The organism is Mediterraneibacter sp. NSJ-151 (assembly GCF_022487435.1).
GTDB classification, from domain to species: Bacteria; Bacillota; Clostridia; order Lachnospirales; family Lachnospiraceae; genus Schaedlerella; species Schaedlerella hominis.
Genome location: NZ_JAKVPP010000008.1, coordinates 105,870 through 132,430, shown reverse-complemented (window position 1 = coordinate 132,430; position 26,561 = coordinate 105,870). Strand labels below are relative to the sequence as shown.

General features: G+C 39.0%; 26 protein-coding genes and 1 pseudogene. 7 read left to right on the top strand and 20 right to left on the bottom strand.

All coding sequences use genetic code 11. The annotated features are described in order from the left end of the window. Positions 1-9: 9 nt before the first annotated feature. The 11 genes from feoB to LQE94_RS10075 all read right to left on the bottom strand — a co-directional run bounded on the left by feoB (position 10) and on the right by LQE94_RS10075 (position 11,012). Positions 10-2,154 carry a ferrous iron transport protein B gene (gene feoB, locus LQE94_RS10125; protein WP_022075311.1) on the bottom strand — a complete coding sequence of 715 codons (2,145 nt, stop codon included), beginning with the start codon at positions 2,152-2,154 and terminating at the stop codon, positions 10-12. Between the two features lie 44 nt (positions 2,155-2,198). Beyond that, positions 2,199-2,420 (bottom strand): FeoA family protein, encoded by a 222-nt coding sequence (locus LQE94_RS10120; RefSeq protein WP_117989315.1) that lies wholly within the window; start codon positions 2,418-2,420, stop codon positions 2,199-2,201. Positions 2,421-2,446: 26 nt separating this feature from the next. Further along, the gene (locus tag LQE94_RS10115; protein ID WP_022075313.1) at positions 2,447-2,659 is read right to left on the bottom strand and encodes a FeoA family protein; all 213 of its coding nucleotides are present in this window, start codon (positions 2,657-2,659) and stop codon (positions 2,447-2,449) included. Positions 2,660-2,974: 315 nt separating this feature from the next. After that, a complete protein-coding gene (locus LQE94_RS10110) occupies positions 2,975-3,847 on the bottom strand; it encodes a phosphoribosylaminoimidazolesuccinocarboxamide synthase (RefSeq protein WP_117989316.1) in 873 nt (290 codons plus the stop codon). A 180-nt stretch (positions 3,848-4,027) separates the two neighbouring features. Beyond that, positions 4,028-6,268 carry an ABC transporter permease gene (locus LQE94_RS10105; protein WP_240577620.1) on the bottom strand — a complete coding sequence of 747 codons (2,241 nt, stop codon included), beginning with the start codon at positions 6,266-6,268 and terminating at the stop codon, positions 4,028-4,030. Positions 6,269-6,280: 12 nt separating this feature from the next. After that, positions 6,281-6,979 carry an ABC transporter ATP-binding protein gene (locus LQE94_RS10100; RefSeq protein ID WP_240577619.1) on the bottom strand — a complete coding sequence of 233 codons (699 nt, stop codon included), beginning with the start codon at positions 6,977-6,979 and terminating at the stop codon, positions 6,281-6,283. A gap of 17 nt (positions 6,980-6,996) precedes the next feature. Next, positions 6,997-9,072, bottom strand: a complete 2,076-nt coding sequence (locus LQE94_RS10095) for a heavy metal translocating P-type ATPase (protein WP_240577618.1) — start codon at positions 9,070-9,072, stop codon at positions 6,997-6,999. A 78-nt stretch (positions 9,073-9,150) separates the two neighbouring features. Beyond that, on the bottom strand, positions 9,151-9,507 hold the full coding sequence (locus tag LQE94_RS10090; protein WP_240577617.1) for a DUF6110 family protein: 357 nt from the start codon (positions 9,505-9,507) through the stop codon (positions 9,151-9,153). 154 nt (positions 9,508-9,661) lie between these two features. After that, positions 9,662-10,084: a flavodoxin gene (locus LQE94_RS10085; protein WP_240577616.1), complete on the bottom strand. Its 423-nt coding sequence runs from the start codon at positions 10,082-10,084 to the stop codon at positions 9,662-9,664. Positions 10,085-10,123: 39 nt separating this feature from the next. Further along, entirely contained in the window at positions 10,124-10,705 is a 582-nt protein-coding gene (locus LQE94_RS10080; protein WP_240577615.1) for a DUF3793 family protein, read from the bottom strand. Positions 10,706-10,730: 25 nt separating this feature from the next. Next, complete coding sequence (locus LQE94_RS10075; RefSeq protein ID WP_022075800.1) at positions 10,731-11,012, bottom strand: DUF2325 domain-containing protein; 282 nt, start codon at positions 11,010-11,012, stop codon at positions 10,731-10,733. Positions 11,013-11,338: 326 nt separating this feature from the next. Here LQE94_RS10075 and LQE94_RS10070 point away from each other — a divergent pair, with 326 nt between their 5' ends. Continuing rightward, entirely contained in the window at positions 11,339-13,879 is a 2,541-nt protein-coding gene (locus LQE94_RS10070; RefSeq protein ID WP_240577614.1) for a YhgE/Pip domain-containing protein, read from the top strand. After that, positions 13,876-16,071: a YhgE/Pip domain-containing protein gene (locus tag LQE94_RS10065; RefSeq protein WP_240577613.1), complete on the top strand. Its 2,196-nt coding sequence runs from the start codon at positions 13,876-13,878 to the stop codon at positions 16,069-16,071. Before LQE94_RS10070 ends, LQE94_RS10065 begins: the two co-directional genes overlap by 4 nt. A gap of 90 nt (positions 16,072-16,161) precedes the next feature. Here the strand turns inward: LQE94_RS10065 and LQE94_RS10060 are convergent, their stop codons facing one another. From LQE94_RS10060 to LQE94_RS10050, 3 genes are read right to left on the bottom strand one after another with little or no spacing between them, the layout of a single operon-like run. Continuing rightward, complete coding sequence (locus tag LQE94_RS10060) at positions 16,162-16,776, bottom strand: TIGR04100 family radical SAM protein (protein WP_240577612.1); 615 nt, start codon at positions 16,774-16,776, stop codon at positions 16,162-16,164. A gap of 19 nt (positions 16,777-16,795) precedes the next feature. Beyond that, positions 16,796-17,635 carry a pyridoxamine kinase gene (locus LQE94_RS10055; protein WP_022075104.1) on the bottom strand — a complete coding sequence of 280 codons (840 nt, stop codon included), beginning with the start codon at positions 17,633-17,635 and terminating at the stop codon, positions 16,796-16,798. 3 nt (positions 17,636-17,638) lie between these two features. After that, positions 17,639-18,163 (bottom strand): ECF transporter S component, encoded by a 525-nt coding sequence (locus LQE94_RS10050; protein WP_172696930.1) that lies wholly within the window; start codon positions 18,161-18,163, stop codon positions 17,639-17,641. Positions 18,164-18,485: 322 nt separating this feature from the next. Here LQE94_RS10050 and LQE94_RS10045 point away from each other — a divergent pair, with 322 nt between their 5' ends. After that, complete coding sequence (locus LQE94_RS10045) at positions 18,486-19,376, top strand: hypothetical protein (RefSeq protein WP_240577611.1); 891 nt, start codon at positions 18,486-18,488, stop codon at positions 19,374-19,376. A gap of 94 nt (positions 19,377-19,470) precedes the next feature. Here the strand turns inward: LQE94_RS10045 and LQE94_RS10040 are convergent, their stop codons facing one another. Beyond that, on the bottom strand, positions 19,471-19,797 hold the full coding sequence (locus LQE94_RS10040) for a cupin domain-containing protein (protein ID WP_118688650.1): 327 nt from the start codon (positions 19,795-19,797) through the stop codon (positions 19,471-19,473). Between the two features lie 224 nt (positions 19,798-20,021). Between LQE94_RS10040 and LQE94_RS10035 the strand changes: the two genes are divergently transcribed. Together LQE94_RS10035 and LQE94_RS10030 are read left to right on the top strand one after the other, a co-directional pair. Next, complete coding sequence (locus LQE94_RS10035; RefSeq protein WP_117989330.1) at positions 20,022-20,714, top strand: iron-sulfur cluster assembly scaffold protein; 693 nt, start codon at positions 20,022-20,024, stop codon at positions 20,712-20,714. Between the two features lie 65 nt (positions 20,715-20,779). Continuing rightward, positions 20,780-21,790, top strand: coding sequence for a GGGtGRT protein (locus tag LQE94_RS10030; protein ID WP_118688649.1), 1,011 nt, complete (start codon positions 20,780-20,782; stop codon positions 21,788-21,790). Between the two features lie 159 nt (positions 21,791-21,949). On the opposite strand, the gene LQE94_RS10020 is transcribed toward LQE94_RS10030, so the two are convergent. Genes LQE94_RS10020 through LQE94_RS10005 form a run of 4 tightly spaced genes read right to left on the bottom strand, consistent with a single transcriptional unit; the run spans position 21,950 to position 23,835 of the window. Next, positions 21,950-22,969: a GH25 family lysozyme gene (locus LQE94_RS10020; protein WP_276312732.1), complete on the bottom strand. Its 1,020-nt coding sequence runs from the start codon at positions 22,967-22,969 to the stop codon at positions 21,950-21,952. A gap of 52 nt (positions 22,970-23,021) precedes the next feature. Beyond that, positions 23,022-23,312 (bottom strand): phage holin family protein, encoded by a 291-nt coding sequence (locus LQE94_RS10015; protein ID WP_240577610.1) that lies wholly within the window; start codon positions 23,310-23,312, stop codon positions 23,022-23,024. Positions 23,313-23,314: 2 nt separating this feature from the next. Further along, a complete protein-coding gene (locus LQE94_RS10010) occupies positions 23,315-23,593 on the bottom strand; it encodes a branched-chain amino acid ABC transporter permease (RefSeq protein ID WP_240577609.1) in 279 nt (92 codons plus the stop codon). Beyond that, positions 23,584-23,835 carry a hypothetical protein gene (locus LQE94_RS10005; RefSeq protein WP_240577608.1) on the bottom strand — a complete coding sequence of 84 codons (252 nt, stop codon included), beginning with the start codon at positions 23,833-23,835 and terminating at the stop codon, positions 23,584-23,586. The genes LQE94_RS10010 and LQE94_RS10005 overlap by 10 nt, the downstream gene beginning before the upstream one ends. Positions 23,836-24,221: 386 nt before the next feature. Between LQE94_RS10005 and LQE94_RS16545 the strand changes: the two are divergent. Together LQE94_RS16545 and LQE94_RS10000 are read left to right on the top strand one after the other, a co-directional pair. Beyond that, positions 24,222-24,307, top strand: a pseudogene (locus LQE94_RS16545) (type II toxin-antitoxin system HicB family antitoxin); the annotation flags it as partial. 125 nt (positions 24,308-24,432) lie between these two features. Then, entirely contained in the window at positions 24,433-24,978 is a 546-nt protein-coding gene (locus LQE94_RS10000; RefSeq protein ID WP_240577607.1) for a Uma2 family endonuclease, read from the top strand. A 131-nt stretch (positions 24,979-25,109) separates the two neighbouring features. On the opposite strand, the gene LQE94_RS09995 is transcribed toward LQE94_RS10000, so the two are convergent. Next, entirely contained in the window at positions 25,110-26,552 is a 1,443-nt protein-coding gene (locus tag LQE94_RS09995; RefSeq protein ID WP_240577606.1) for a glutamate synthase subunit beta, read from the bottom strand. Between the last annotated feature and the right edge of the window lie 9 nt (positions 26,553-26,561).

The following is a 26,561-nucleotide window of genomic DNA, read 5'->3' as shown; positions in this document are numbered from 1 at the left end:
TGGTCACCCCTAAATGGTTCCTACGCTTACTTTTAATGTCTTGCTTTCTTTGTAAGGTCTGAACAGGAGGTAAAGGAATCCTATAATGAGAATGAATGCTACAACTGTTCCTACACCGAAAGTACCGGCTGTGATGAGTGTACCAATCTGGTAAATGCAAAGTGATACTACGTATGCGAGCAATGTCTGGTATCCGATTGCAAACCAGAACCATTTTGCATTGTTCATTTCACGTTTAATTGCTCCCATTGCTGCGAAGCAAGGTGCGCATAAGAGGTTGAATACGAGGAATGAGTATGCTGCAACTGCTGTCATGCTTCCTGCGAGCTGTCCCCAGATTTCTGTTCCGTTTTCTGCAACTTCTGCGAATCCGAAGAGGATACCGAATGTACCTACTACGTTTTCTTTTGCGATGAGTCCTGTAACGGCTGCAACTGCCATCTTCCAGTCACCCCATCCAAGAGGTGCAAACAGTGGTGCGATTACGTTTCCGATTGAAGCGAGGATACTGTCGTTAAGCTGTTCTGCTTCAAGCATTCCGAATGAACCATCTACCCAGCCGAAGCTCATTAAGAACCAAAGCAGGATTGTTGACAATGTGATGATTGTTCCGGCTTTTTTGATAAATGACCATCCTCTTTCCCACATGCTTCGAAGTACGTTTCCTACTGTTGGCATATGGTATGCCGGAAGCTCCATAACGAATGGTGCCGGATCTCCGGCGAACATTTTTGTTTTCTTTAAAATGATTCCTGAGCAAATGATTGCTGCGATTCCTACGAAATATGCACTTGGTGCTACCCATGAAGCTCCGTCAAACAATGCACCTGCAATCAATGCGATGATTGGAAGTTTTGCTCCACATGGGATAAATGTTGTTGTCATAATTGTCATTTTACGGTCACGGTCATTTTCAATTGTACGAGATGCCATAACTCCAGGCACTCCACAACCTGTACCGATCAGCATTGGGATAAATGATTTTCCTGAAAGACCGAATTTACGGAAAATTCTATCCATGATAAATGCTACACGAGCCATGTATCCGCATGATTCCAAAAATGCGAGGAAAATGAAAAGTACAAGCATCTGTGGTACGAAACCAAGAACTGCTCCGACACCGGCTACGATACCATCAAGGATCAATCCCTGCAGCCATGCTGCGCAATGAACAGACACAAGAAGCTTTTCAATCGCCGGTGGAATAATTTCTCCAAAGAGCACATCATTTGTCCAGTCTGTTACGAAAGCACCTACTGTTGTAACGGAAATGTAATATACAATCCACATAATAACGGCAAAAATCGGAAGTGCCAGCCAACGGTTTGTTACGATTCGGTCAATCTTATCTGATGTTGTCAGCTCACCTTTTGCTTTTGATTTTGTAAGACAATCCCCGATAATTGAGGAAATGTATACGTAACGCTCATTTGTGATAATACTTTCTGTATCATCATCAAATTTATCTTCCATTTCTTTGATTTCTGCTGAAACATCTATTGTAGCTTTCATCTGGTCTTTGATTTTATCATCTTTTTCCAGAAGCTTAATTGCGAAAAATCTTTTCTGTTCTTCCGGCACGCTACCAGTTAATTTATATTCAACTTTATCAATGATTGCTTCTGCATCTTTTGAAAATTCATGAACAGTCTCTGCTGTCTGTTTTTTCTGAGCCAGTTTCACTGCTTTGTTTGCTGCTTCTTTGATTCCTGTTCCTTTCAATGCGGAAATCGCAACAACTTCACAGCCAAGTTTTTTACTCAATTTGTCCAGATGGATTTTATCACCGGTCTTTTCCAGGATATCAATCATGTTTACAGCCATGATTACTGGAATGCCAAGCTCCATGATCTGTGTTGATAAGTACAAGTTACGTTCAATGTTTGTTCCATCGATAATATTGATGATTGCATCTGGTCTTTCGCCGATCAGATAGTTTCTTGCAACGACCTCTTCCAAGGTGTATGGTGAAAGGGAATAAATTCCCGGCAAATCCATGATTATAACATCTTTGTGCCCTTTTAGTTTTCCTTCTTTTTTCTCTACAGTTACACCTGGCCAGTTACCAACAAATTGATTGGAACCTGTCAGTGCATTGAACAGTGTTGTTTTTCCACAGTTCGGATTACCTGCTAGTGCAATTTTTACTGACATAATGCTTCTCCTTCACTCTCTTCTAAAATTTATATCACTATTGATTACTCAACAAGAATCATCTCGGCATCTGCTTTACGAAGTGATAATTCATATCCTCTAACTGTTACTTCAATAGGATCACCAAGCGGTGCTACTTTTCTTACAAAAATTTCAACACCTTTTGTAATTCCCATATCCATGATTCTTCTCTTAACAGGTCCCTCTCCGGTAAGTTTTGTAACTTTCACTGTCTGACCTACCGATACCTCTCTCAATGTTTTCATGCTGTTCATCCTTTCTTCTACGCTTTCTATACCATGATTTTATTTGCCATATCTTTTCCGATTGCTACACGTGATTCTTTCACATTCACAATCAGATTTCCTCCGATATCAGAGACTACCGTTACGGCTCCTCCTACGACAAAGCCCAGGTTCTCTAGAAATCTTCTTGTATCTTCTTTTCCACCTATACGCTTAATAATGTTTTCTTCTCCCGGATTTACCATTGTTAACGGCATCATGTTCATCCCTTCCTTAGTTTTTATTGATAATCATTTTCATTTTTCATACGTTAGTTTATGCTAATTCTTATTAGATGTCAATACCTTTATTGATAATTTTTTCTCATTAAGAAAAAAAAGTGGGACCAATGGGGACGGGGTTAGTGGCTTTTTTGCAAGCAAAAAAAGCCACTAACCCCGTCCCCATTGGTCCCACCCACCACAAAAAAAATGAACCACTTTCGTGATTCATTTTTTTGTCTAGGTATCGATTAGGGCGTCCATCCTAGACATGATATTATATTTTCAATTTTTTATGTAGTTAGCAATTTAATCTTATTTCAGTTTTTCACCTGTCAGCATCTCATATGCCTGAAGATATTTATTGATTGTTTTATCCACGATATCCTGCGGAAGTGTCCAGTCATTATCCGGATTTGCTTTCAGCCAGTCGCGGGCAAACTGTTTGTCAAAGGATGGCTGTCCATGTCCCGGTTCGTATCCTTCAGCCGGCCAGAAACGAGAACTGTCTGGTGTGAGCATCTCATCACCGATTACAAGATTACCATTTTCATCCAGACCAAACTCAAATTTTGTGTCTGCAATGATAATTCCTTTGCTCAGTGCGTACTCTGCACATTTTTTATATAATGCGATTGTACAGTCACGCAATTTTTCTGCGTATTCTTTTCCCTGTCCTGGGAAATATTTTTCCAGATGTTCTATACTCTGCTCATAGGAAATGTTTTCGTCATGGTCACCAATCTCTGCTTTTGTTGATGGTGTATAGATTGGCTCAGGTAATTTGTCAGATTCTTTCAATCCTTCCGGAAGCTTGATTCCGCAAACAGTTCCATTCTCTTTATAGCTTTCCCATCCGCTTCCTGTAATATATCCACGAACGATGCACTCGATTGGGAGCATCTCCAGCTTGCGGCACATCATGCTGTTGCCATCGAATTTTGGCTGCTGGAAATATTCCGGCATATCTTTCACGTCTACAGAAATCATGTGGTTTGGAAGAATGTCTTCTGTAAGATCAAACCAGAATTTTGACATCTGAGTCAATACAGTTCCTTTTTTTGTCACTTCATTATTCAGAATCACGTCAAAACAGCTGATTCGGTCTGTTGCAACCATGATCAGGCTGTCACCATTATCATAAATCTCACGTACTTTTCCTTCTTTAATTGGTTTTAATTCCTGCATCTTTTGCACCTCGTATTTATTCATCATAGCTTTTATTATAGCGATACAAACAGGAATTATAATCTAGTCTTACCTCAAGCTGCATTTCCCATTCTTTCGCTACAGATAACCTACCACCATTTATACTTGTATGTCAATGAATCCGACTGTTACATTTTCTTATAACTATTTATAAGAGTATCACTCAACGTTTTTTAATGCCTGTGATAATGGGATTTTTCGGATTTTTTTCGACTGGATTATATATACAACCAGATAACAAAGCATTCCCAACACAAACATTGTCGGATAAATCCAAGGAGCTATATAATATGTCAGCCAGCCTGAATAATCCTTCATCATAAGATAATAGATCACTTTTATCGCTTTATCACTGAGCGGTATCGCGATTATCAAAGAAACCGCCACAACAACACCCGTTGCAAGGCTGTATAAATTTCCGGCTTCTCTGTCGGAGTATCCAAGAATCTTAAGCATTGAAATCGATGCTGCATTTTTCTCGATAATCGTTTTTGCAAGCAAATAAATTACGATAATATAAATCATCAAAGCAAATCCATTCATCATAGAAAAGATTTGTCCCATAGAGTCTTCAAGCTGATCCGCCATAACTGTCAGATCATGTTCTGTAATCGTAGATGCAATCATGGTATCATCGATATCTTCTATTTTTTTATCTGTAAAATATCCACTGAAATAATCCGGGTCTTTGTCAAATATATCGCAAAATGTGGATTTTGACAAAAATATACACATTGTAGCAGGATAATGATAACTTCCGCTCACCTTAAATGTATATTTATTATCTCCGTATTCTTCATGGAGCTTGATTTCGTCTCCAATTTGGATACCATATTTCTCCATATATCCGTCTGACAGTACGACTTCTCCATCTTTCAGATCCAAATTCTTCAAATATTTTGAATGATCCTCGATTCCATAAACCGTAATCTCTTCACCGCTACTGTTTTTCAACTCTGACACTGCATATTTTTCAGTGCCTGATGTCTCCGTTTCCAAAGGCATTTTTAAAATATACTGATAATTCGCAACTTTTGAATCGAGTACTTCTGCTTTAAAATGCGTTAGCAATGGCGATAACATCATTCCAAATAACATCAATACACTTGCGAAGAAAATACCCGCAAATAATGTCAGATAAGCCGCTTTATTTTGCAGAATCACGCGGATGCGGAATCTGGTAATGAATTTCCAGTTTGGAAGGCTGATTGCTCTTCTTTTCTTATTTCTCTTAAGCTCGTGTCTTAAAAATTGTAATGGCGGTAAAGTCATCATGGACATGATTACAAGGAAATTTACAACCAGAAGTAAAACAAATGGTATGACTGTTGTTTCTATAAAAGCATCTGCATTCCAGATTGTCGTGTATGTCGGAAGCGAATAACTATGATAATACATTCCTGCCACAATATATTTCATCCATGTATACCCGAGTACATTTCCTACAACAGATGCGACCAGCATAACAACCACCGGCAGCGTCATATAATGGCGTGCCAATTCGCCTCTCGTATAACCGGACGCCAGCAAGGTTCCAACTACGGAAGATTCCTGCTCAATCGTACTTCTCGCCGTAATCGCAAATATAAATGCCAGAATAACGATTACGATATAAAGCAACCACTGTACCATTACCTGGTCTCCGCCCATATCCTCTCCTGTAAAAGTGATTGCCTGATTGTCCTGACGGGCAACAAAATCTGTCATGACAGCTTTTTTCTTTATGATATCCTTGATATCATTTGCCTTATCCTCCTGCTCTTTGTCAGATAAAGCTACGTCATCATTTACCCACGCATAACATTTCTTAAGACCGGCATCTCCCAAATTATCAAACGCATTTTCCGTTACAAGCGCAACTGTAAATTTATTCGCATCAAACATCATATCGGTATTATTTTTAAATAATGCACTGTAATCTGATAATGCGACCACACCTGTCACCTTGTATTTTTTGCCTTCGATTTGCATGGTGTCGCCGATGGCAATCTCATTATTTTCGGCATACAAGCGGTCAATCACGATTTCATCGTCCGCTTTGGTATATTCTCCATCCATCAAGTCCGCTTTATTTACATCATCACGCATCTTATACAGACGGATTGTATGTTCTTTTGCGATTTCTTTATCTTTATAGAACATCGGATAAATCGTAATATCTTCTTTTTCTTCCAATTCCTCTTTTAATCCATCTGAAATGGAATCGGTTAATACGAAATGTCCATTCTCGATATTATATTTTTCAAAGCTGTTATCATAGGCTGATTTGCAGCTTCCGTCTGCCACAAGAAAACCGGAACAAAATCCTATGATGATCGTAAAGAACAAAAAGAGGGCCAGATATTTTCCCCATTCAGACTTCAGCTCACGCAGATATCGTTTTGATAATGGATTTTTCATACGAGCACCCCCTTACCATTCCAACTCTGCCACAGCTTGTTTCTGTCCATTGTAAATGCATTTGCGGATCTGTCCGTCACGCAATTTGATGACCTGATCTGCCATTCCCTGAATTGCATCATTATGTGTCACTAAAATAACCGTGTTTCCAAACCTTTGATTCACATCTTCGATCAATTGTAAAATTTCTTTAGAGGTCTGATAATCCAATGCTCCGGTCGGCTCGTCGCAGAGCAAGATATCTGGATTCTTAATCAAAGCCCGCCCAATCGCAGTTCTCTGCTGCTGTCCTCCTGAAAGCTGATTTGGAATTTTGTCTTTGTGTTCCCATAGCCCCAGTGTTTTCAGCAAACCATTTAACTCCAGCGGATTTTGGGATAAATATGCGCCGACCTCAATATTTTCCTTCACGGTCAGGTTCGGGATCAGATTGTACGCCTGAAATACATAGCCCAAATGTTTCCGACGATACTTGGCCAACTGCTTTTCATTCATGCTCTCCATCTGCTCATCACCGATTCGAATCGATCCACTATCGATATTTTCAATACCACCGATAATATTTAACAAGGTGGATTTACCTGACCCTGACGGGCCAAGTAACACACAGATATCACCTTTCTTAATCCCACATGAAATACCTTTAAGCACTTCCGTTTTATTTTCTCCGCTTCCAAATGATTTTTTTATTTGATTCAGTTCCAGATACATAGATGTTCCTCTCTTTCCTATTTATCCAGCAAATCTTTCATACTTTGCAAACTGATCAATAAGGTCGATGTGTTATGCAATAATGCAGACGTTGTAGGCGGGAAGATTCCCATTACTCCACCTGCTATCAGACAAGTATTGATTCCGACAATGGAACGATAATTATTATGGATTCGCTCCATCAGTCTGTCGCTTAGATTTTTCAGAACAACAATTTCTTCCAGATTATCTGCGCCAATCGTAACATCTGCAATTTCTCTCGCGATCTCTGCTCCGTCACTGATTGCAATTCCAATATCGGAAGCTGATAGTGCCGGTGAATCATTGATTCCGTCACCGATCATAATGACTTTTCTTCCGTCAGCCTTTTCTTTCTCTATAAAACTTGCCTTGTCCTCCGGTAACACCTCGGAGAAATACTCATCCACGCCTACTTTTGAAGCAATCACCCTCGCTGTGCGGTCACTGTCTCCAGTCATCATAACAACCTTGATTCCTTTACTCTTAAGTTTCGCAATCACTCTTTGCGCCTCTTCGCGGAGCGGGTCTTCGATGCAGACAACTGCAGCCAGTTTACGGTTAATTGCCATATATAAGTGTGAGCACTCTCCCGGGAGCTGTTCATAGAGCTTCTCTTTTCCTTCCGGAATGGTACATTTTTCATCTTCAAACACAAAATGCGAGCTTCCGATGATAACGGATTTTCCTTCAATTGTCGACGAAATGCCATGAGCAACAATATATTCTACTTTGGAATGTAGCTCTTCATGTACCAGATTTTTCTCTTTTGCCGCTGTTACAACTGCTTTCGCCATGGAATGTGGAAAATGTTCCTCCAGACATGCCGCAATTCTTAGAAGTTCATCCCTGCCCATATCATTAAATGATACGACATCTACTACTGTAGGCTGTGCTTTTGTCAATGTTCCTGTTTTATCAAATACAATCGTATCTGCTTCTGACATTGCCTCAAGATATTTTCCACCTTTTACAGTAATATTGTAGGTACTTGCTTCTTTAATCGCTGACAATACAGAAATCGGCATTGCAAGTTTCAATGCACATGAAAAATCTACCATCAATACAGATAATGCCTTTGTTACATTTTTCGTCCACAAATACGTAATTCCTGTTCCAAGAAGTGTATATGGGACAAGCTTGTCTGCAAGATGCTCTGCTTTTCCTTCCAGAGAGGATTTCAGCTTTTCTGACTCTTCAATCATAGAAACAATCTGGTCAAATTTGCTGTTTCCATTGCTTTGTTTTACTCGGATCGTAAGTTCTCCTTCCTCCAATACGGTTCCTGCAAAGACACTTGCATCCATCGTCTTCGCAATCGGAACGGATTCTCCTGTCATGGAAGCCTGATTTACCATTCCTTCTCCGGAAACGATTGTTCCATCAAACGGAATCACATTTCCCATATGTACTCTTACCAAATCTCCTGCTTTGATATCCGAAGTTGAAACAAGCACTTCCTGGTCTTCAGTTACAAGCCATACTTTACTGATATGTAAAGACATGCTGCGTGCAAGATCGTCGACTGATTTTTTATGTGTCCACTCTTCCAGTATTTCACCAATTCCAAGCAAGAACATAATGGAACCTGCAGTGCCGAAATCTTGTCTGAAAATAGAAACTCCGATAGATGTTGCGTCTAACACCGGAACTTCAATTTTTCCTTTTGCAAGTGTACAGATTCCATGCCATATGTATTTCACTGATTTTGCAGTTGTAAGCACTGCACGAACTGGAAGCGGCAGAAATAGTTTATTTCCATAATGAAGCACTACCGAAGTAACCAGTTTCTCCCAGTACTCGCTGTTCAATTCTCGTCCTGAATTTTTCAGATAGGTTTCCGGAAGTGTCACCTCTCCATAGTGAAATGCTTTCAGGCTTTCAATTACGCTTTCTCTGTCTCCTTTATAGCAAATTGTTACGCATTGCGTACGTTCCTGCACTTTCACAGATGTAATCTGCATATTTTGTTCCATATAATATTGTATTTCGTCTGCCTGCTCAAATGTCATTCGACTCTGAACAAACTGCACACGTAATCTTCCTTGTATATCATGTTTAATTTTAAACTTCATGTAAATCCTTCTCTCCGAAAACACCTGCAGATAAAACTGCAGGTGTTCTGGTTTTGTTTGCTTTATAGGTTATATTTATTATGCTTCTTCGGTTTCTGTTTCTTTAAAGCTTTCTTCAACATCTGTTTCGTTGGCATCTGCCTCTTCTGCATCTACCTCTTCTACATCTGTCACAACTTCTTCTGCTGCTGCACGTTCTTCATTGATCTGCTGTGCTTCTGCATAAATATCTTCTGCATTTTCCTGAATTGTTGTGGCTGTTTTCATCACACAAGACTTTGCACGAAGAATCGCTGCTGTACAGTTTGTGTAAAGCTTTTTTGCATCCTTACTTGCAAGTATCTTGATACCTGCTGTTCCGAATAACACACCTGCTGCAAAAATTCCTGTTGATTTACCATTTACTTTCTTTAAACATTTCAAATAATTTGACATGATAAAATTCCTCCTCTGTTTTTTTATGGACAAATTATATATCCATTATTTTTCTTGTTTCAAGCCAATTCTGTCTTATTGAGAAATTTTATCCAATAAGCCGCTTGCAAATGAGATTCGCTATCATTTATAATAATAAATTCATTTTTTGCGCTTATGCAAGTGCCGCTCCCAACTCCTTGCAAGCTGTAATTGCATCCTCATCAGGTGCATCATTGCATACAACACTGTTGCAGGCAAGTTCTATTCCTGCCTCCCTACAATCGTCTTCCCAGTTTCTCATCCATTCTCCATCGCCCCATCCATAAGAACCGAACAGTGCAACCTTCTTTCCTGCCAGTGCTGATTTGCACTCGTCAAACAGTGGCTGGAATTCATCTTCCTCCAAAACTTCTGCACCCATTGCCGGGCATCCAAAGGCAATTGCATCGTAACCCTCTACATCTCCTGCCTGAAATGCATCTGCTGAATAGATAGAAGCATCTGCTCCATTTTCTTTCATTCCTTCCAGAACTGCATTTGCCATTTCCTCTGTATTTCCTGTTCCACTCCAAAATACGACTGCTGTTTTACTCATTTCTTATTTCCTCCATTTTCATTTATATCAAGTGATTTTTTAAGCCACTGTGAGCTTCTGTATGCTTCTTCCATTTCTCCAAAGCCGGTTATATACATCTGTACATTTTTTATATTTGCAAAATGTTCTTTCTGCTTCTTCTTTATTGCAATAAACCTTCCAGCATCCAATGCAATGACAATTCTTTCCTTTATTAACAATAAAGCCGATCACATCATCCAATGGATATCCCAGGAATAATCCGATTTCATGTGGGAATGTTCCGTTTTCTTCTAAACGTTCAATCAAATGAGAAATAGCATGATGCGGATCCGTATCCTGATATCCATATTTTCGAAGCAAATTCATCACTCCTGGTTTTTCCAGATCTTGTTGCAACTTTTTCATGCGGCAGACATAAATCAACGCCCTGTTTTCTTGTTTTTGTAATATAAACAGACTTAATCCTTTTTCTTTCATCTCTCTTTCCCAATACATGATACTCATTTCAAGCGATTGTATACATGTATATTTGCATGTGAATAAATTTGCGGTTTTAAGAGATGCCAGTGTAGGGGCACAATGCATGATCAGACACTGCTCCAGCCCTTCTGCAGTGTTTCCCATATTACGTTTCTTCATATCTGCAATCCTTTCACTTCATTATTTATGCACAGCAAGATTTCAAAATTTCTGTCAATGCATTCTGGCTGCTTGTGTGAGAACGCACAACATCTGTTTTTGAACTGTCAATTTCATCCAAAGCTGTTTTTACCATCTTATGTGACACTGTGTTTGTAAATAATACGAGAAGATCTGGACATCCAATCTGTTTGTCAAAATCCGCCTTCATATGTGTGAACACTTTTACTTTACATTTATAAGCTTTGCATATTTTTTTATACTGGGCTACCATTCTGTCGTGCCCTCCGACAATTACTACGCTCATTATTTTCCTCCTGTTTCTGATTATTATAATCTTGCATTTTCTATTTTCGTGTTACCTTCAATTATCATATGTTAGCTCTTTCTAACTACATGGTTAGTATATTCTAACTTTCTATCCTTGTCAATTCTATTCCATGATAATTTTTCTCATTTACATTCTTCTATATTTGAGATTTTTCATATACTATACAACCTTACAATATTCTCTTTAGAAATTAATGACCATTCGTCATTTTTGCTTATGGAAATCATTTTTACTTTCTGATATACTGGTGTTAGATTGAGATTTTATACATATTCGTTATTAAAGGAGGATTTTTATTTAGGATGAAGACAACACTTCAAATATTCAAACGTGACTGCAAGCGTTTGCTTCGCAATCCAGTTGCTATGCTTGTTGTGATCGGCGTCTGTATTCTGCCATCGCTTTATGCCTGGTTCAACATTGCCGCTAACATGGATCCATACAGCAATACAAAAGGGATTAAAGTAGCAATTGCCAGCAACGATACCGGAGCCTGCTCAGATGAGCTTTCTCTTAATGCAGGTGCTTCGCTTATTGAACAATTAGAAAAAAATGATTCTCTTGGATGGACTTTTGTAGATGAAGATGCTGCTATTGAAGGGGTAAAATCCGGAAAGTATTACGCTGCTATTGTGATTCCTGAAGATTTCAGCGAATCTCTTCTAAGCATTATCAGTGGTAAGCCTCAGAACCCGGTTTTAGATTATTATGTAAATGAGAAGAAAAATGCGATTGCTCCAAAAATCACAGACACCGGAGCCGGTACGATTCAGCAGGAAATCAATGATACTTTTTCCAATGTTGCCGCTGAAACAATCTCGAATCTGATCATTAAGTCTGTCTCGAAAGTATCCGGTAATATGAGTGATATGAATACTGAGACACTTCGCTCCATTTCTGATATTCAAAAGAATCTGGATGACTATCAGACTACTTTGAAGAATTTTCAGGAAACGGTAAAGAGCAGTTCTTCGATTATCGCAGACACGCAAGTCTCTTTGGATTCTGTCAATACAGCCGCTTTATCCGGTGCGAAAACACTTTCCAGTGCGTCTGATGTATTAAATACCAGCCGCAGTGCAATTGGTACATTTTCTTCGACATTCTCTCAGAGCTTGTCCGATGGAGACCAATTGTTGAGCAATATTTATGCTTCTGCTTCTGACAAGCTTGGAACAATTGAAAATGATATGCAGACGATTAATGGGAATATAAGTAACAGTATTGCTTCTGTCCAGAACCTGGTCGATTTGAATAATGAAGTGATTAACGATTTAAAAGCGATGACCGCCCATATTTCAAATGAAGAACTTGTCGCAGCTTTAAATAGTAAGATTGCTGATTTAGAAAGTCAAAATGCCAAATTGCAGGAACTTGTCAATTCTTTAAAAACCGGAAATGGCAATATAACAACTGCTTTAAATGGTGCTTCTACTGCACGTACACAATTAAGCACACTTGTATCGCAGAGTAAACAGTCCTTGAGGGATTACCAGAACTCTATGAATCAGACATTGCTGCCGACTTTAAATCAGTCACTGGATACATTTTCTACATTAAGTGGAAATCTTTCCGCCACAATGAATGGAATTTCTCCTTCTATTACTCAGTTGAAATCCATCCTTGGACAGCTCGACAGCAGCTTAAAAGACAGTGCTTCTGTTCTTGACTCGACCGGCACTGCACTTCAGACAGTAAATGATAAGCTTTCCAGCCTCACAACGGATTTAAAAGCCTTGCAAAGCTCCAGTGCATATCAGCAGTTTCTTTCTCTAAAAGGAATTGATGCAGATGGTATTTCAACTTTTATGTCATCACCGGTAACTGTTGATACAGAAGTACTCTACGATGTAAAGAATTATGGTTCTGCCATGACACCATTTTACACAAATCTGGCTCTTTGGGTAGGTGGACTGATTCTGGTTTCTATTTTCAAACAAGAGGTAGATTTTGATGAAAAAATTCCAAATGCAACTGCAACTCAGTGTTATTTTGGCCGTTTTCTTCTATTTCTGATCATCGGACTTATTCAGAGTGTCATCGTATGTGCCGGTGATATCTGGCTTATTAAAGCCCAATGCAATGAACCTGCCGCTTTTATTTTTGCCGGAATGGTATGCTCCGTTGTTTATGTCAGTCTGATTTATGCAATGGCACTTGCATTTAAACACATTGGTAAGGCATTGTGCGTGCTTCTGGTTATTTTGCAGATTCCAGGATCATCTGGTACTTATCCAATTGAGATGATGCCAGCTTTCTTCCAGAATCTGCATCCACTCCTTCCATTTTCGTATGGAATCAGTGCAATGCGTGAAGCTATTGCGGGAATGTATGCTCACAACTATCGTAGAAATTTATTGATCATGCTTGTATTCCTTGGAATTGCATTTCTCATCGGTCTTGGACTTCGTCCTCTGCTGATGAACCTAAATTACCTGTTTGACCGCAGACTTGCTGTTACAGATTTGATGTTGTGTGAGACTTCCAGTACAGAACGAAACACTCAGCAAGTATCTATGATTTATAAAGCAATGCTCTACAATGAAGTTACACGCAAGGAATTGACCGATAAGGCAGAAAAATTTGAACGCACTTATTCGAGACGAATCCGTCGTGGATTCAATTGCATTTTTATACTTGCTTTTGTTTTTCTGATTCTGATGTTCAGTTTGGAATCTAAGCTTGTATTTTTAATTTTGTGGATTGTTTCCGTAGTTGTATTGGCATTTTACTTGATTATTATGGAATACATCCACGACAAAACACAGAAGCAATTAGAACTTGCCAAATTATCTGAAGATGAATTATTAAAACTTTTGAAGAAAGGAAATGAACGATCATGAGAAATATCCTGGAAATTTTTAAACGTGACATCGTGCGGATTAAAACAAATGTAATCGCATTGCTGGTCATCCTCGGAATCACGATTGTTCCGCCACTTTATGCATGGTTTAATATTGCTGCAAGCTGGGACCCTTATGGTAATACAAGTAGCTTAAAAGTTGCTGTTGCAAGCGTGGACGAGGGATATGAAGGGGATTTGATTCCTCTGAATATCAACATTGGTGACAATGTTCTTTCTGCTCTTCGTGAAAATACGCAATTAGACTGGGTGTTTACTACAAAGGATAAAGCAACGAAGGGTGTAAAATCCGGAAAGTACTATGCCGCTGTTATCATTCCTGAAAATTTCAGTAAAGATATGATGAGCATTTTCTCAAGTGATATCGAAAACCCAAAAATCACTTACTATTATAATGCGAAGGAAAATGCGATTGCACCGAAGATTACCGACAAGGGGGCGAGTGCAATCCAAAAACAGGTTAATTCTGTATTTATAGAAACGATATCCGAAACTGCACTTGTAGCACTTCAGTCTGTATCTGATATGGCAGATGAAAGTGGAGCTGATGTGATTCTTAATAACCTTTTAAATAACCTGAGCGCTATTTCAAATGATTTGACTGCTGCGTCCGGTACAATCCAGTCCTTTTCAAACCTGACCGGTTCTGCCAAGAATATGCTGGACACAACCTCAGAATTTTTAACTGAGTCAAAAACGCATTCGGACAGCAACCTTGCTTCTTTGAAAAATACGAAAAATTCATTTTCCGACGTAAAAACATCTATCAGTGGCGCAACCGATGGAATTAACGCAGCAATTTCCGGAAGCCAGAGCTTTTACACACAGCTCTCTTCCATTATTGACGATGCGTTTGCATCACAGTCGGGAAGTGCAGAAACGCTTGCTAATACGTTAAATGGCCTGGGGGATAAGATTACTCCGATCATCAATGGGTATCAGACACTTAGCCAGGCATTCTCTAATTTGAGAAATACGCTTCCTGATGAATTGCCGAGTGGTATTGCAGACGAACTGGATTCTATTATCCGTCGTTTGAACAGTGCTGTTGCAACTCAGCAAAATTTGCAGAACAAGTTATACCAGTCTGCACAGGATATACAGAATTCGCCGGCTAACATTGCCGCCGCAAAGACTGAGCTGGATCAACTGATCCAAACAAGCAGCAACAGCCTTGTTTCCATAAAAAATGACTACGAAAATAATGTTGAAAATAGTTTGAATACTCTGTTTGATTCTCTTGGAACGACAAGCTCAACCATTTCTACTTTATTTACACAATTGGATACAACAGCGGACAATATCCATAAGCTGTCAGGTTCTGCCTCTTCTGATCTTGCAAAGATTCAGACTACATTGTCAGACACCTCAGCACTGATTGACAAGACGTCAAAAAGGATGAACACAACGATTGACCAGTTGAAGAAAATCAAAAGCAGTGGGGATTACAAACAGCTACAGCAGATTTTATCTGGAAACAGTGAAACAATTGCCAGCTTTTTATCTTCTCCTGTTACATTAAAAACATATGAAATTTATCCTGTGGCAAATTATGGTTCAGCAATGGCACCATTCTATTCTGTCCTCTCCATCTGGGTAGGAGGTATTGTACTGGTTGCCATCTTAAAAGTAACTGTTTCGGCTTCTTCGACCGCCGGACTCAAAAACCTAAAACCATATCAGGTTTATCTTGGCCGCTATCCGATTTTCCTGATTGTAGGACTTTTACAAGCCACCTTAATCTGCATGGGGGATTTGTGTTATTTACAGATTCAATGTGAGCATCCATTTTTATTTTTACTTGCAGGATGGTTTAGCAGTATCGTATATGTAAATATCATTTACACGCTGACCGTCTCCTTCGGAGACATCGGCAAAGCAATCTGCGTGATTTTACTCGTAGTACAGGTTGCAGGTTCCGGTGGAACTTTTCCTATTGAAACTGCTCCTCCACTCTTTAAAGCCGCATATCCATTGCTTCCATTTGTGCACAGTATGACGGCTATGCGCGAATGCGTCGCCGGAATGTATGGTTCAGCTTATTGGGTACAAATGGGAATTTTGGGGATTTTCCTGATTATTTCTTTGTTCTTTGGATTGGTATTGAGAAATCCAATCATCAAGTTAAATGATGCTTTTATGGAGAAATTGGAAAGTACACATTTGATTTAGAGAGCGAGAGAAGGACGGGGAGCCAAAGGGGACGGGGTTAATGGCTTTTTTGCTTGCAAAAAAGCCATTAACCCCGTCCCCTTTGGCTCGTCAATCCTCCCAAGGTCGGATTCGGTATGTTACTCCAAGATCTTCACAAATCTTCGCACACTGTGCTTCTTCTTCTTTTGTCAATGTTGTATCGACTGTTGACAATACAACATGTGGTACATACTGTTTTACTTCTTTTACAAAATCGAGCATTCCACGATACGCTTTATCTCCAAAAATGCTGCGGACCAATTCATTGTATTTCTGCTCATTTGGTGTATTTAAGCTGATTGAAATTGTATCTACCAAGCCTTTAAATTCTGGTGCTGTATCACGTTTATTGATCAGACTTGCCTGTCCGTTTGTATTCACACGAATTGGTTTCTGATATGTCTCTTTTACGAATTTTGCAACTTCAAGCAACGCATCTAATCTTTCTGTAGGCTCTCCAAATCCGCAAAATACAACTTCGTCAAACTTTGTCATATCGAATTTTTTAAACTCTTCTTTTACTTCTTCTACTGTTGGTTCATGTTCAAGCCAAAGTGAATCGGACTCTTCCATGTGATCTCTTGTCTGTCTCAAACAAAATGTACAGGCGCAAGAGCAACGATTTGTCAGGTTTACATACAAGTTGTTATGCACTTTATATAAGATTGTCATTGATTTTCTCATTGTATTTTTCTCCTTTTCTTTATCTTTTTCTGTTCAATGTGTGTAGTACCTCTTCAAAGCATACACCGTCTGTTACAGGAATATCCAGTTCTATTGAGCGTAAAATACATTTTTTAATAAATAAAGACGCTCTTTTTACAGAATCATGAAAATTTACTCCATTGACAGCGTCTGCTGAAATGATTGCAGAGAAAATATCTCCTGTTCCGGAACGCTGTGTTCCAACCTTCTGAGTCTTAACGATAGATGGCTCCGTTCCTTTTTCATAACAGAAATTGCAAATATAACTCTTCTGAGATACTCCGGTTATAACAACTTTTTCCGGCCCTTGTTCGGAAAGTTTTTCTGCCAATTCAATTACCTCCGCAACTTTCCAGTCTTCTTTATATGGCGTATCCGTCAAAATACATGCTTCTGTCAGGTTTGGAGTTAAAATATCAGCCTTGCACGCCAACTGCTTCATACGTTGACACATTTCCTCTGTATATGTTGAATACGTTTTTCCATAATCTCCCATAACCGGATCTACGATAACTAATGTATCTTTTGATTTAAATTCAGAAATAAATTCCTGCACGATTCGTATTTGTTCTGCTGAACCTAAAAACCCAGTGCTGATTCCATTGAATTTCAAATCCAACTTTTTCCATTCTTCCATATAAGGCTCCATATTTTTTGTAAAATCTTCAAAAAAGAATGATGGAAAACCCGTATGATTTGAAAAAATAGATGTTGGCAATGGGCAGCACTGTACCTTTAACATTGAAATAATGGGCAGGGACACTGCAATTGAGCAGCGTCCAAACCCAGAAATATCATTTATAACAGCTATTTTCTTTTGATGATTGTGTGATGTCATCTGTTATACTCCTTCTGAGATAAATTTTGAAGCATGGCACTTTTCCATAACAAATCCCAGAACATAGAATCCAATAATTCCAATAATTCCTTCTGTTGTCAGTCCAGGTACCTGTGCAAGTCCTGTCGCAACACTTCCATACATGATTCCACCGGCAATTGTATATCCTGCAATCATAATTACGATAGAAACCACTGCTCCGATAAATGTTCTAGCTGACAGCATACGTGCAGGTGTTTTCCCTGCATGTGTAACTTTTGAACCTGCATATCCCATAATACCCTTAATAATCAAAGTAGGCAATACCCACTGCGGATATCCTGTCAATAAATCTGACAATGCAGAACCAACACCGCCGGCTAAAAGTCCGATATCCCAAGGGAATAAATATGAACACAGAAGAATACAAATATTTCCCAAATGCATATAACCAAGCGGAATCGGAATATGAATGATTGCTGTTGATATGCAGACAAGCGCAATTGATAAGGCTGCAATTGTAATTTTTTTTGCTGAAAATCTTTTCATAAATAATCTCTCCATTCCTCACAGAAACTTTTCTGTATTTTCATTTTTCCAAATCATAACACATGATTGGATTGATAAAAACAGCCAGAATCGTTAAATTTAACCAGTCCAGTTTGCCAAATGGGGACGGGGATAAGTGGCTTTTTCACACGTGAAAAAGCCACTTATCCCCGTCCTTAATTTTAATTTTTTATGAATTTTACATTTTTTTACTTGTCTTCGCAAAAAAAACATTATAGGATATACTACATTGATTATTTCAATATAATCATTTTAACATTTTATAATTATCATATTTAAAAGAAAGGGGTTTTTATTTTTCATGGCTTCTTCAAAAAATGACTCATCCTGGTTCGACGATAATTTTGAAGTTACATATGATGATGATTCAACATTACGACCATCCATTGATTTTGATACAACAAAATTAGAGAATACCTCTCAGAAAAATACAAAGAAGACAAAAAGAAAGAAAAAAGGAAATACTTCTTCTAAAAACAACAACAAATCTGTTGATTTAAGTATTCCAACTAACATTTCACGCGAGGAAGAAAAGGCACAGGCTATTCGTTATGCCCAGCAGCCTTCCAATCGTTACGATGATGACGACATTGATTATGATTATAATGATGATGACGATGACGACTATGACTTTCCTAAATCCAGAAGACGTAAAAGTGGACCCACACGACTTGCAGCACCACTTCAAAAAGGTGGCAACGCACTTTATAAGGTTTCAAAAACATTTATCCGAAATCTGACTATACTGCTTATCCTTATAATCATTGCCATTTTAGCTTACAACTTTTATGTAGGAAGTGCTCCATATGGCGACCTGGAAAATTCACTTGAATCACAAGCTTTCTCGCCAACTTTTCTTGCATATGCCGCTGTAGCTGCAATTGTAATTTTTTGCGAAATCATTGCACTTTTCAGGTCTATGACAAAAGAACGTATACGAGATGAATATGGAGTTCATTGGGAAGATGTAGGACGCGGACGGAATTCATTTATCATACTTTACATTTGTTCCTATGCGGCATTTTTATTCGGTGATTTTATCCCAGAAAATATAGAAGTATTACCTGCAATCATCGAGATTTTAAAAGGAATCAAGGGTGCCCTGGCAGTTTTCGGTTCTCTTCATAACCAATTATTCGGTCTTTGCGTGGCAGGCGTTGTTTCCTGTGTGATTCGTAAGTATCGGAGATAGAGAAGGGAAGCCAGAAGGGACGGGGTTTAGTGGCTCTTTTGTTCGCAAAAGAGCCACTAAACCCCGTCCCTTCTGGCCTCCCCGGCCTCTCGCCTTAATCTAAAATAATCAAAGCCATAAATACAAGGTCTTCTGTTCCTGTATTCTTTAATCCATGTCCGCAATTATCCGGTGTGAATGTCTTATCTCCTGCTTTTACCATGCGTTTTGTTCCATTATCATCATATTCTCCTTCTCCGGAAATGATATAATATGTTTCACTTTCGTTGTGATGTTCGTGGTATCCAAGAGAACATCCAGGCTCGATAGTTACCTGTGCATATAATCCGCACTTGCCATTCAGTTCCTTTGCATCAAGAATTCTTTTTACAATTACATGACCTTCTCCGCCACACATGTTTTCAATACGCTCTGTTGTCATAATATCTGATTCCTTTCTTTTTTTATTATTTACATTATAAAACGCTGTTCAAAAATGTTCAATCACATTTATATCGTATTTTTATATTGAAAGTACTCGAAAGTTGTCGAAAGTGACAATTGACGAAATCTATATTTTATGAGAAAATAAAGTAAGTGTGATGTTAATTAATTATCAAACATTATACGCGAGACAAATCATACATATTTGAAAGGAGTTTTAACATGATTTATTCTAAAGAAGTTGAACTGATGTGTCCGGTTGCTCAGGGTGCAAATCACGGACCAGCTCCAATCCCAGAAGAGGCTAAATGGGTACAGGCAAAAGAAGTGAAAGATATCTCTGGTTTTACACATGGTGTAGGCTGGTGTGCTCCACAGCAGGGTGCTTGTAAACTTACTCTTAATGTAAAAGACGGAATCATTCAGGAAGCATTGGTAGAGACAATTGGATGTTCAGGAATGACTCATTCTGCTGCTATGGCATCTGAAATTCTTCCAGGTAAAACAATTCTTGAAGCATTGAATACAGACCTTGTATGTGATGCAATCAACACAGCTATGAGAGAGCTGTTCTTACAGATTGTATACGGAAGAACACAGAGTGCATTCTCTGAAGACGGACTTGCTATCGGAGCTGGACTGGAAGACCTTGGTAAAGGACTTCGTTCTCAGGTAGGAACAATGTACGGAACACTCGCAAAAGGTCCTCGTTACCTGGAGATGGCAGAAGGATATGTAACAGGTATCGCTCTTGATGAGAACGATGAGATCATTGGATACCAGTTCGTAAGCCTTGGAAAATTCACAGACTTCGTTAAAGCCGGAGATACTCCAAACGAAGCTTGGGAGAAAGCAAAAGGACAGTACGGACGTGTTGCTGACGCTGTTAAGATCATCGACCCACGTAAAGAATAATCACAACGAACGGACTTGTCCGTTTTATGGAAAATAAGCGTTAAATAAATCAGGAGGACAATTAAATGGCTTTATTTGAATCATATGAGAGAAGAATTGATAAAATCAATGCAGTACTGAACAGCTATGGCATTGCTTCTATCGAAGAAGCAGAAAAGATTACAAAGGATGCCGGTCTTGATGTTTACAATCAGATCAAAGGTATTCAGCCAATCTGTTTCGAAAACGCTTGCTGGGCATACATCGTAGGTGCAGCAATCGCAATTAAAAAAGAATGTAGAACAGCTGCTGAGGCTGCTGCTGCTATCGGTGAAGGACTTCAGGCATTCTGTATCCCAGGTTCTGTTGCTGACCAGCGTAAAGTAGGTCTTGGACATGGTAACCTTGGAAAGATGCTTCTGGAAGAAGATACAGATTGTTTCGCATTCCTTGCAGGTCACGAATCATTCGCAGCTGCTGAGGGTGCTATCGGTATCGCTGAGAAAGCTAACAAAGTTCGTAAAAAACCTCTTCGTGTTATCCTGAACGGTCTTGGAAAAGATGCTGCAAAGATCATTTCAAGAATCAATGGATTCACATATGTACAGACAGAATATGATTACTACACAGGAGAACTGAAAGAAGTTCAGAGAATCGCTTACTCTGACGGACTTCGTTCTAAAGTAAACTGCTACGGTGCTAACGATGTACGTGAAGGTGTTGCTATCATGCACAAAGAAGGTGTAGACGTTTCTATCACAGGTAACTCTACAAACCCAACACGTTTCCAGCATCCAGTTGCAGGTACATATAAAAAAGAATGTATCGAACAGGGCAAGAAATATTTCTCAGTAGCTTCAGGTGGTGGTACAGGACGTACACTTCACCCGGATAACATGGCTGCCGGTCCTGCTTCTTATGGTATGACAGATACATTAGGACGTATGCACTCTGATGCACAGTTTGCTGGTTCTTCTTCAGTTCCTGCTCACGTTGAGATGATGGGTCTGATCGGTGCTGGTAACAACCCAATGGTTGGTATGACTGTTGCAGTTGCAGTTTCCGTAGAAGAAGCTGCTAAAGCTGGCAAGTTCTAAGAACTCGCGTAAAATAGCCAGTTCTCAAACTTACAAGAACTGGTAAAAATCAATAAAATTTACTTCATTTGTCGATTATTTGTCGATTACTTGTCGATAGAGACTTGTCGATAATTGCAAAGTAAAAATGATCCCCGGTATTTCTACCGGGGATTTCTATTATTTTACTCGTAATTTCTGCCCGACATAAATCAGATTTGGGTTCGAAATTCCGTTCATCTCTGCGATTCTCTGATAAGTTGTTCCATACTTTGCAGCAATTTCGGAAAGTGTATCATTTTGTTGTACAGTATAATACTGCGTTGATGTTCCATTAACAATGTTTTGTACTTCTGTATATCTCGAACCAAGCACTGCTTTTCTTATATCTCCGTTCCCATATCTTCCAATCCTAACTTCTGCCGCTAATGTTTGAGCTGATGCAGAAGAAATGTGATTGATCATATTCTGCACTTCTGTATATCTCGATCCGAGTGCTTCTTTTCTTGTGTCTCCATCTCCGTATGCCCCTTGCATCACACCGGCAACTAATTCAAGTAGCGATCCCTTGTTAATCGGTTTTGCTTCTACATCGTTTCCTGTTCCAGCGTATTTATTCCATGTGGTGCGGTCTCCGTAGAATTTGTCAAGATCGAGGTATCCTTTCCACCCATCTAACCTTCCTCTTGAACTATACTGTCTCATAGCACAAGAGTACGACTCTTCGTTCCATGGTTTTGTCTGATACCCTGTTGGATTCATATCTGCATACTGGGCAACCCATAATGGATATCCAGCACCTAAAATCCGTCCCATTGCATTCTGCTGAACATATACCATTGGAGCTACATCTGTCTTGTCTTTCACATAATCGCACCATGATTTAACCCAGTTGAAATCATTTACATCAAAAACAGGGTTGTCCTTCGCTTCCCAATCCAGGATAAGAATTGCTTCACCCACTCTATCCCCTACTTGTTTCAAGAAATAATCAGCTTCCGCTTTTACGTTTCCGCCATTCGCATAATGATAAATTCCTAAACATTTTCCTGCATTTTTTGCCTGGGTGTATGCTCTTGTATAATCTGGATTTACATATCCTGTTCCTTCTGTCGCTTTTACAATTACAAAATCGCAAGGAACCACTGATAAGTTAATTCCTGACTGATAACTTGAAATATCAATTCCATTCATTGCCATAATTTTTCCTCTCTTTCTTGCGCCGGCGCAAAAGAGGACGATTACTCGTCCTCTACTCTTCCTTGCCAATCTGCTTAATGATCTGATTCACATAGTTGCTCAATCCTGCGACCAGTATTCCTTGTGTGATTGCCGCAAAGATTGCAGATAAAATATCCTGTGCGGTTGCAAATGCTGCTACCGATGCCACATAGATTCCACATACAAAAATCCCAACAATCCCCAGTACCAGTGGAATATATTTGTCTTTGATAAAGGCAGCCTGCTTAAGCCACATTCCGAGAAAATACAATACCACTGCTACAACTAACAACTCTGGTCTTACATAACTCATAATATCCATACCTAATCCTCCTGATCATGTGCTTGCTTATTTATATGCTTCTCAATCTTGTCTATTGCCTCAGTCACAGGACCATTATATCCCTGCTCCTTAAGTCCTTTCAGACAGGCAAGAATTCCATAGGTCAGCAAGCACTGCTCTGACTTTACTCTTTCAATTTCTACATCCTGCTGATTCTGCTTTAAGTACCACTTGTACACCGCAAAAACAGCAGAAAAAATAACCACTACTGCTGTCAAAAGACTTCCAGCCATAATGATTGTTTCTGCGTCTACATACACTCTATGTACCTCGATTTCTTAATTTTTTCGTAAAATAAAAAGACCTCTCGGTCTTGCACGTATTTCCATATAGTTTTTATATCACCAAAAGCTTTTTGAGCCTGATTATAAGCTTCTTCTGCTCTCTGTTCCGACTTTTTACTTTCTCTGATAGAATATACAGCTAATATTATAGCTAATATTCCAAGTATTATTGATAATATTCCAAGTATTATTGATAATATTGTAGGAAAATCCATCATTCTCTCCCTCCTTCCACCATCATTATACAGCAAAATGAGAAGCGTTCCATGAATAATTATCCGTAATCATACTAACTGGTTGAATTATTACGTATATCAGGTTACACCTTACATTATTCTCTATTCTCCTGTACGTTCATTAATAATTGAAAATATTTTCATGTTTCGTGAAGTTTTTCTTGTATTTATGAAAAAATCATGATAATTTCCTATTAAAAGCAGGACATGACATAGGGAGAATACAAAGCACGTGTTTGCACGTGTATTTCATCGACACACGTGTTAGTACGTGTTATAATATAGTTATGATAAGGAAAGGTGATACAAAAGATGCCTTTAACATCAAATGAAATGCTTAAACTTCTAAAGAAGATGGCGGTTTCTGGATTACATTTCCAGATTTTCCAGAATCTTTCACTGAGGGAGACGACATGCAACAGGCTTATGAATAGCTGTTGATGCATTGGGGCTTAACTTTTCGCAGGTTCTTCAAGAAGCATTGATTTCGAAGCTTTAAATAAAATAAGTCTCACTTATAGCATTAATTAATTAAAATCAGGCATATGCTTTATACTATCAAAGAAAGGATGTGATTATATGCCATTATTAAAAAAGGATATTTACACTGTTGAAGACATCTACGCACTTCCCGCTGGACAGCGTGCAGAGCTGATAGATGGTCAAATTTATAATATGGCACCACCAAGCTATCTTCATCAGAGACTTGTAATGGAACTTTCCGCAACAATCCGAGATTATATCAAATCCCACAAAGGATCTTGCGAGGTTTTGCCCGCTCCCTTTGCCGTTTTCCTCAATCAGGACGACCGAAACTATGTAGAACCGGATATCTCCGTTATCTGCGATTCTGATAAGCTAAATGACAAAGGATGCAATGGTGCTCCTGATTTCATTATTGAAATTGTATCACCTAGTAGCCAACGAATGGATTATTTAACCAAGTTATTCAAATACCGCACAGCTGGTGTTCGTGAATATTGGATTGTGAATCCAATGACACAGACGATTCAGACTTACTTTTTCGGTGACCAGGAAGACTTCCATCAATATTCTTTTAATGATGAGATTGCTGTTGGCATCTATGATGATTTGAATATCTGCATTTTAGATTTGCTGAAATAACAAAAACTGCTCCCACACCAATAGAGAACAGTTACCAATATATAGAAAAGCGACTATGCCTCCAGTTTAACCGGAAAGCATAGTCGCTTCTTTCTGATTTATCACATTTATTTTACTTTATATAGAGCTATTTATGAAATATTTGTATATCCCATCAGTGACTCATCCACAGCCTTTGCTACAGCTCTTCCTTCCGCTATAGCCCATACAACTAAAGACTGTCCTCTGTGCATATCACCTGCCGTAAATATGTTTTTCTTGCTGCTTTCATATTCTCCTGGTTTTGTCGCTACATTGGTTCTATTGGTCAGATCAACACCAAAATCTGATGTTACATACTCCTGACTTCCCAGAAATCCTGCTGCAATTAAAACTATATCTGCCTTTAATTCATGTTCGGTTCCTTTAACTGGCTTGAAGTTCTCAAGTTCTACCGTCTTTACTGCACAAAGCTCGCCTTTTGCATTTTTCAGAAATTCTGTAACCGTTGTTTTAAAAATTCTAGGATCTTTTCCGAATTTATAAATTGCTTCCTCCTGACCATAATCAGTCTTAAGGACTTTCGGCCACTCTGGCCATGGATTATTTTCTGCTCTTTTAAGTGGTGCCGCCGGCATCATCTCAAGCTGGGTAACGTTTTTTGCACCTAATCTTATAGCAGTTCCGACACAGTCATTTCCTGTATCTCCTCCACCGATCACGACAACATTTTTCCCTTTTAAACTACCAAATGAAAAGTCTTTTGCTTTTATTACCTTTTCATCATCGTAGTCATTATCCATTAATTTTTTGCTTACTTCTGACAAGAAATCAACTGCAAAATAAATGCCTTTCGCATCTCTTCCAGGTGCATTGATATCTCTTGGATTGGATGCCCCACAACAGAGTATAACTCTGTCATAGGCTTTTACCAAATCCTTTCCTTTTATATCTTTACCCACATTTACACCACATTTAAATTCTATTCCTGCATTCTCCATAAGCTGCACACGTCTGTCTATGCTTCTCTTATCAAGCTTCATATTCGGAATTCCATATCGAAGCAATCCACCTACACGATCTTTTCTCTCGTATACTGTGACACTATGTCCTCTTCTATTTAAAAGCAGTGCGGCTGTCAGTCCAGCTGGTCCGCTGCCTACTATCGCAATTTTCTTTCCAGTTCTTACCTCTGGTTCCTTTTCTTCTACCAGTCCATTTTCGAAAGCATAATCTATAATCGCTCTCTCGTTACTTTTTGTAGCAACAGGCTGTTCATATATGCCCTGTGTACATGCCGCCTCACAAAGTGCAGGACACACTCTTGATGTAAATTCCGGAAAACAATGTGTCTTGCTAAGTCTATAATATGCCTGCTCAAGATTTCCCATACTAACCAGATCATTTGTCTCTGGAACCAAATTGTGGAGTGGGCATCCTGATGCCATTCCAGCTATCATTGTTCCTGCCTGACAAAAAGGTATCCCGCATGACATACATCTTTTAGCTTCGCATATCTGTTCTTCCTGTGGAAGACCCTTATGAAATTCTTCAAAATTCTGTATTCTTAATTCTACGCTAACTGTCTCTCCCATAATCGTCTC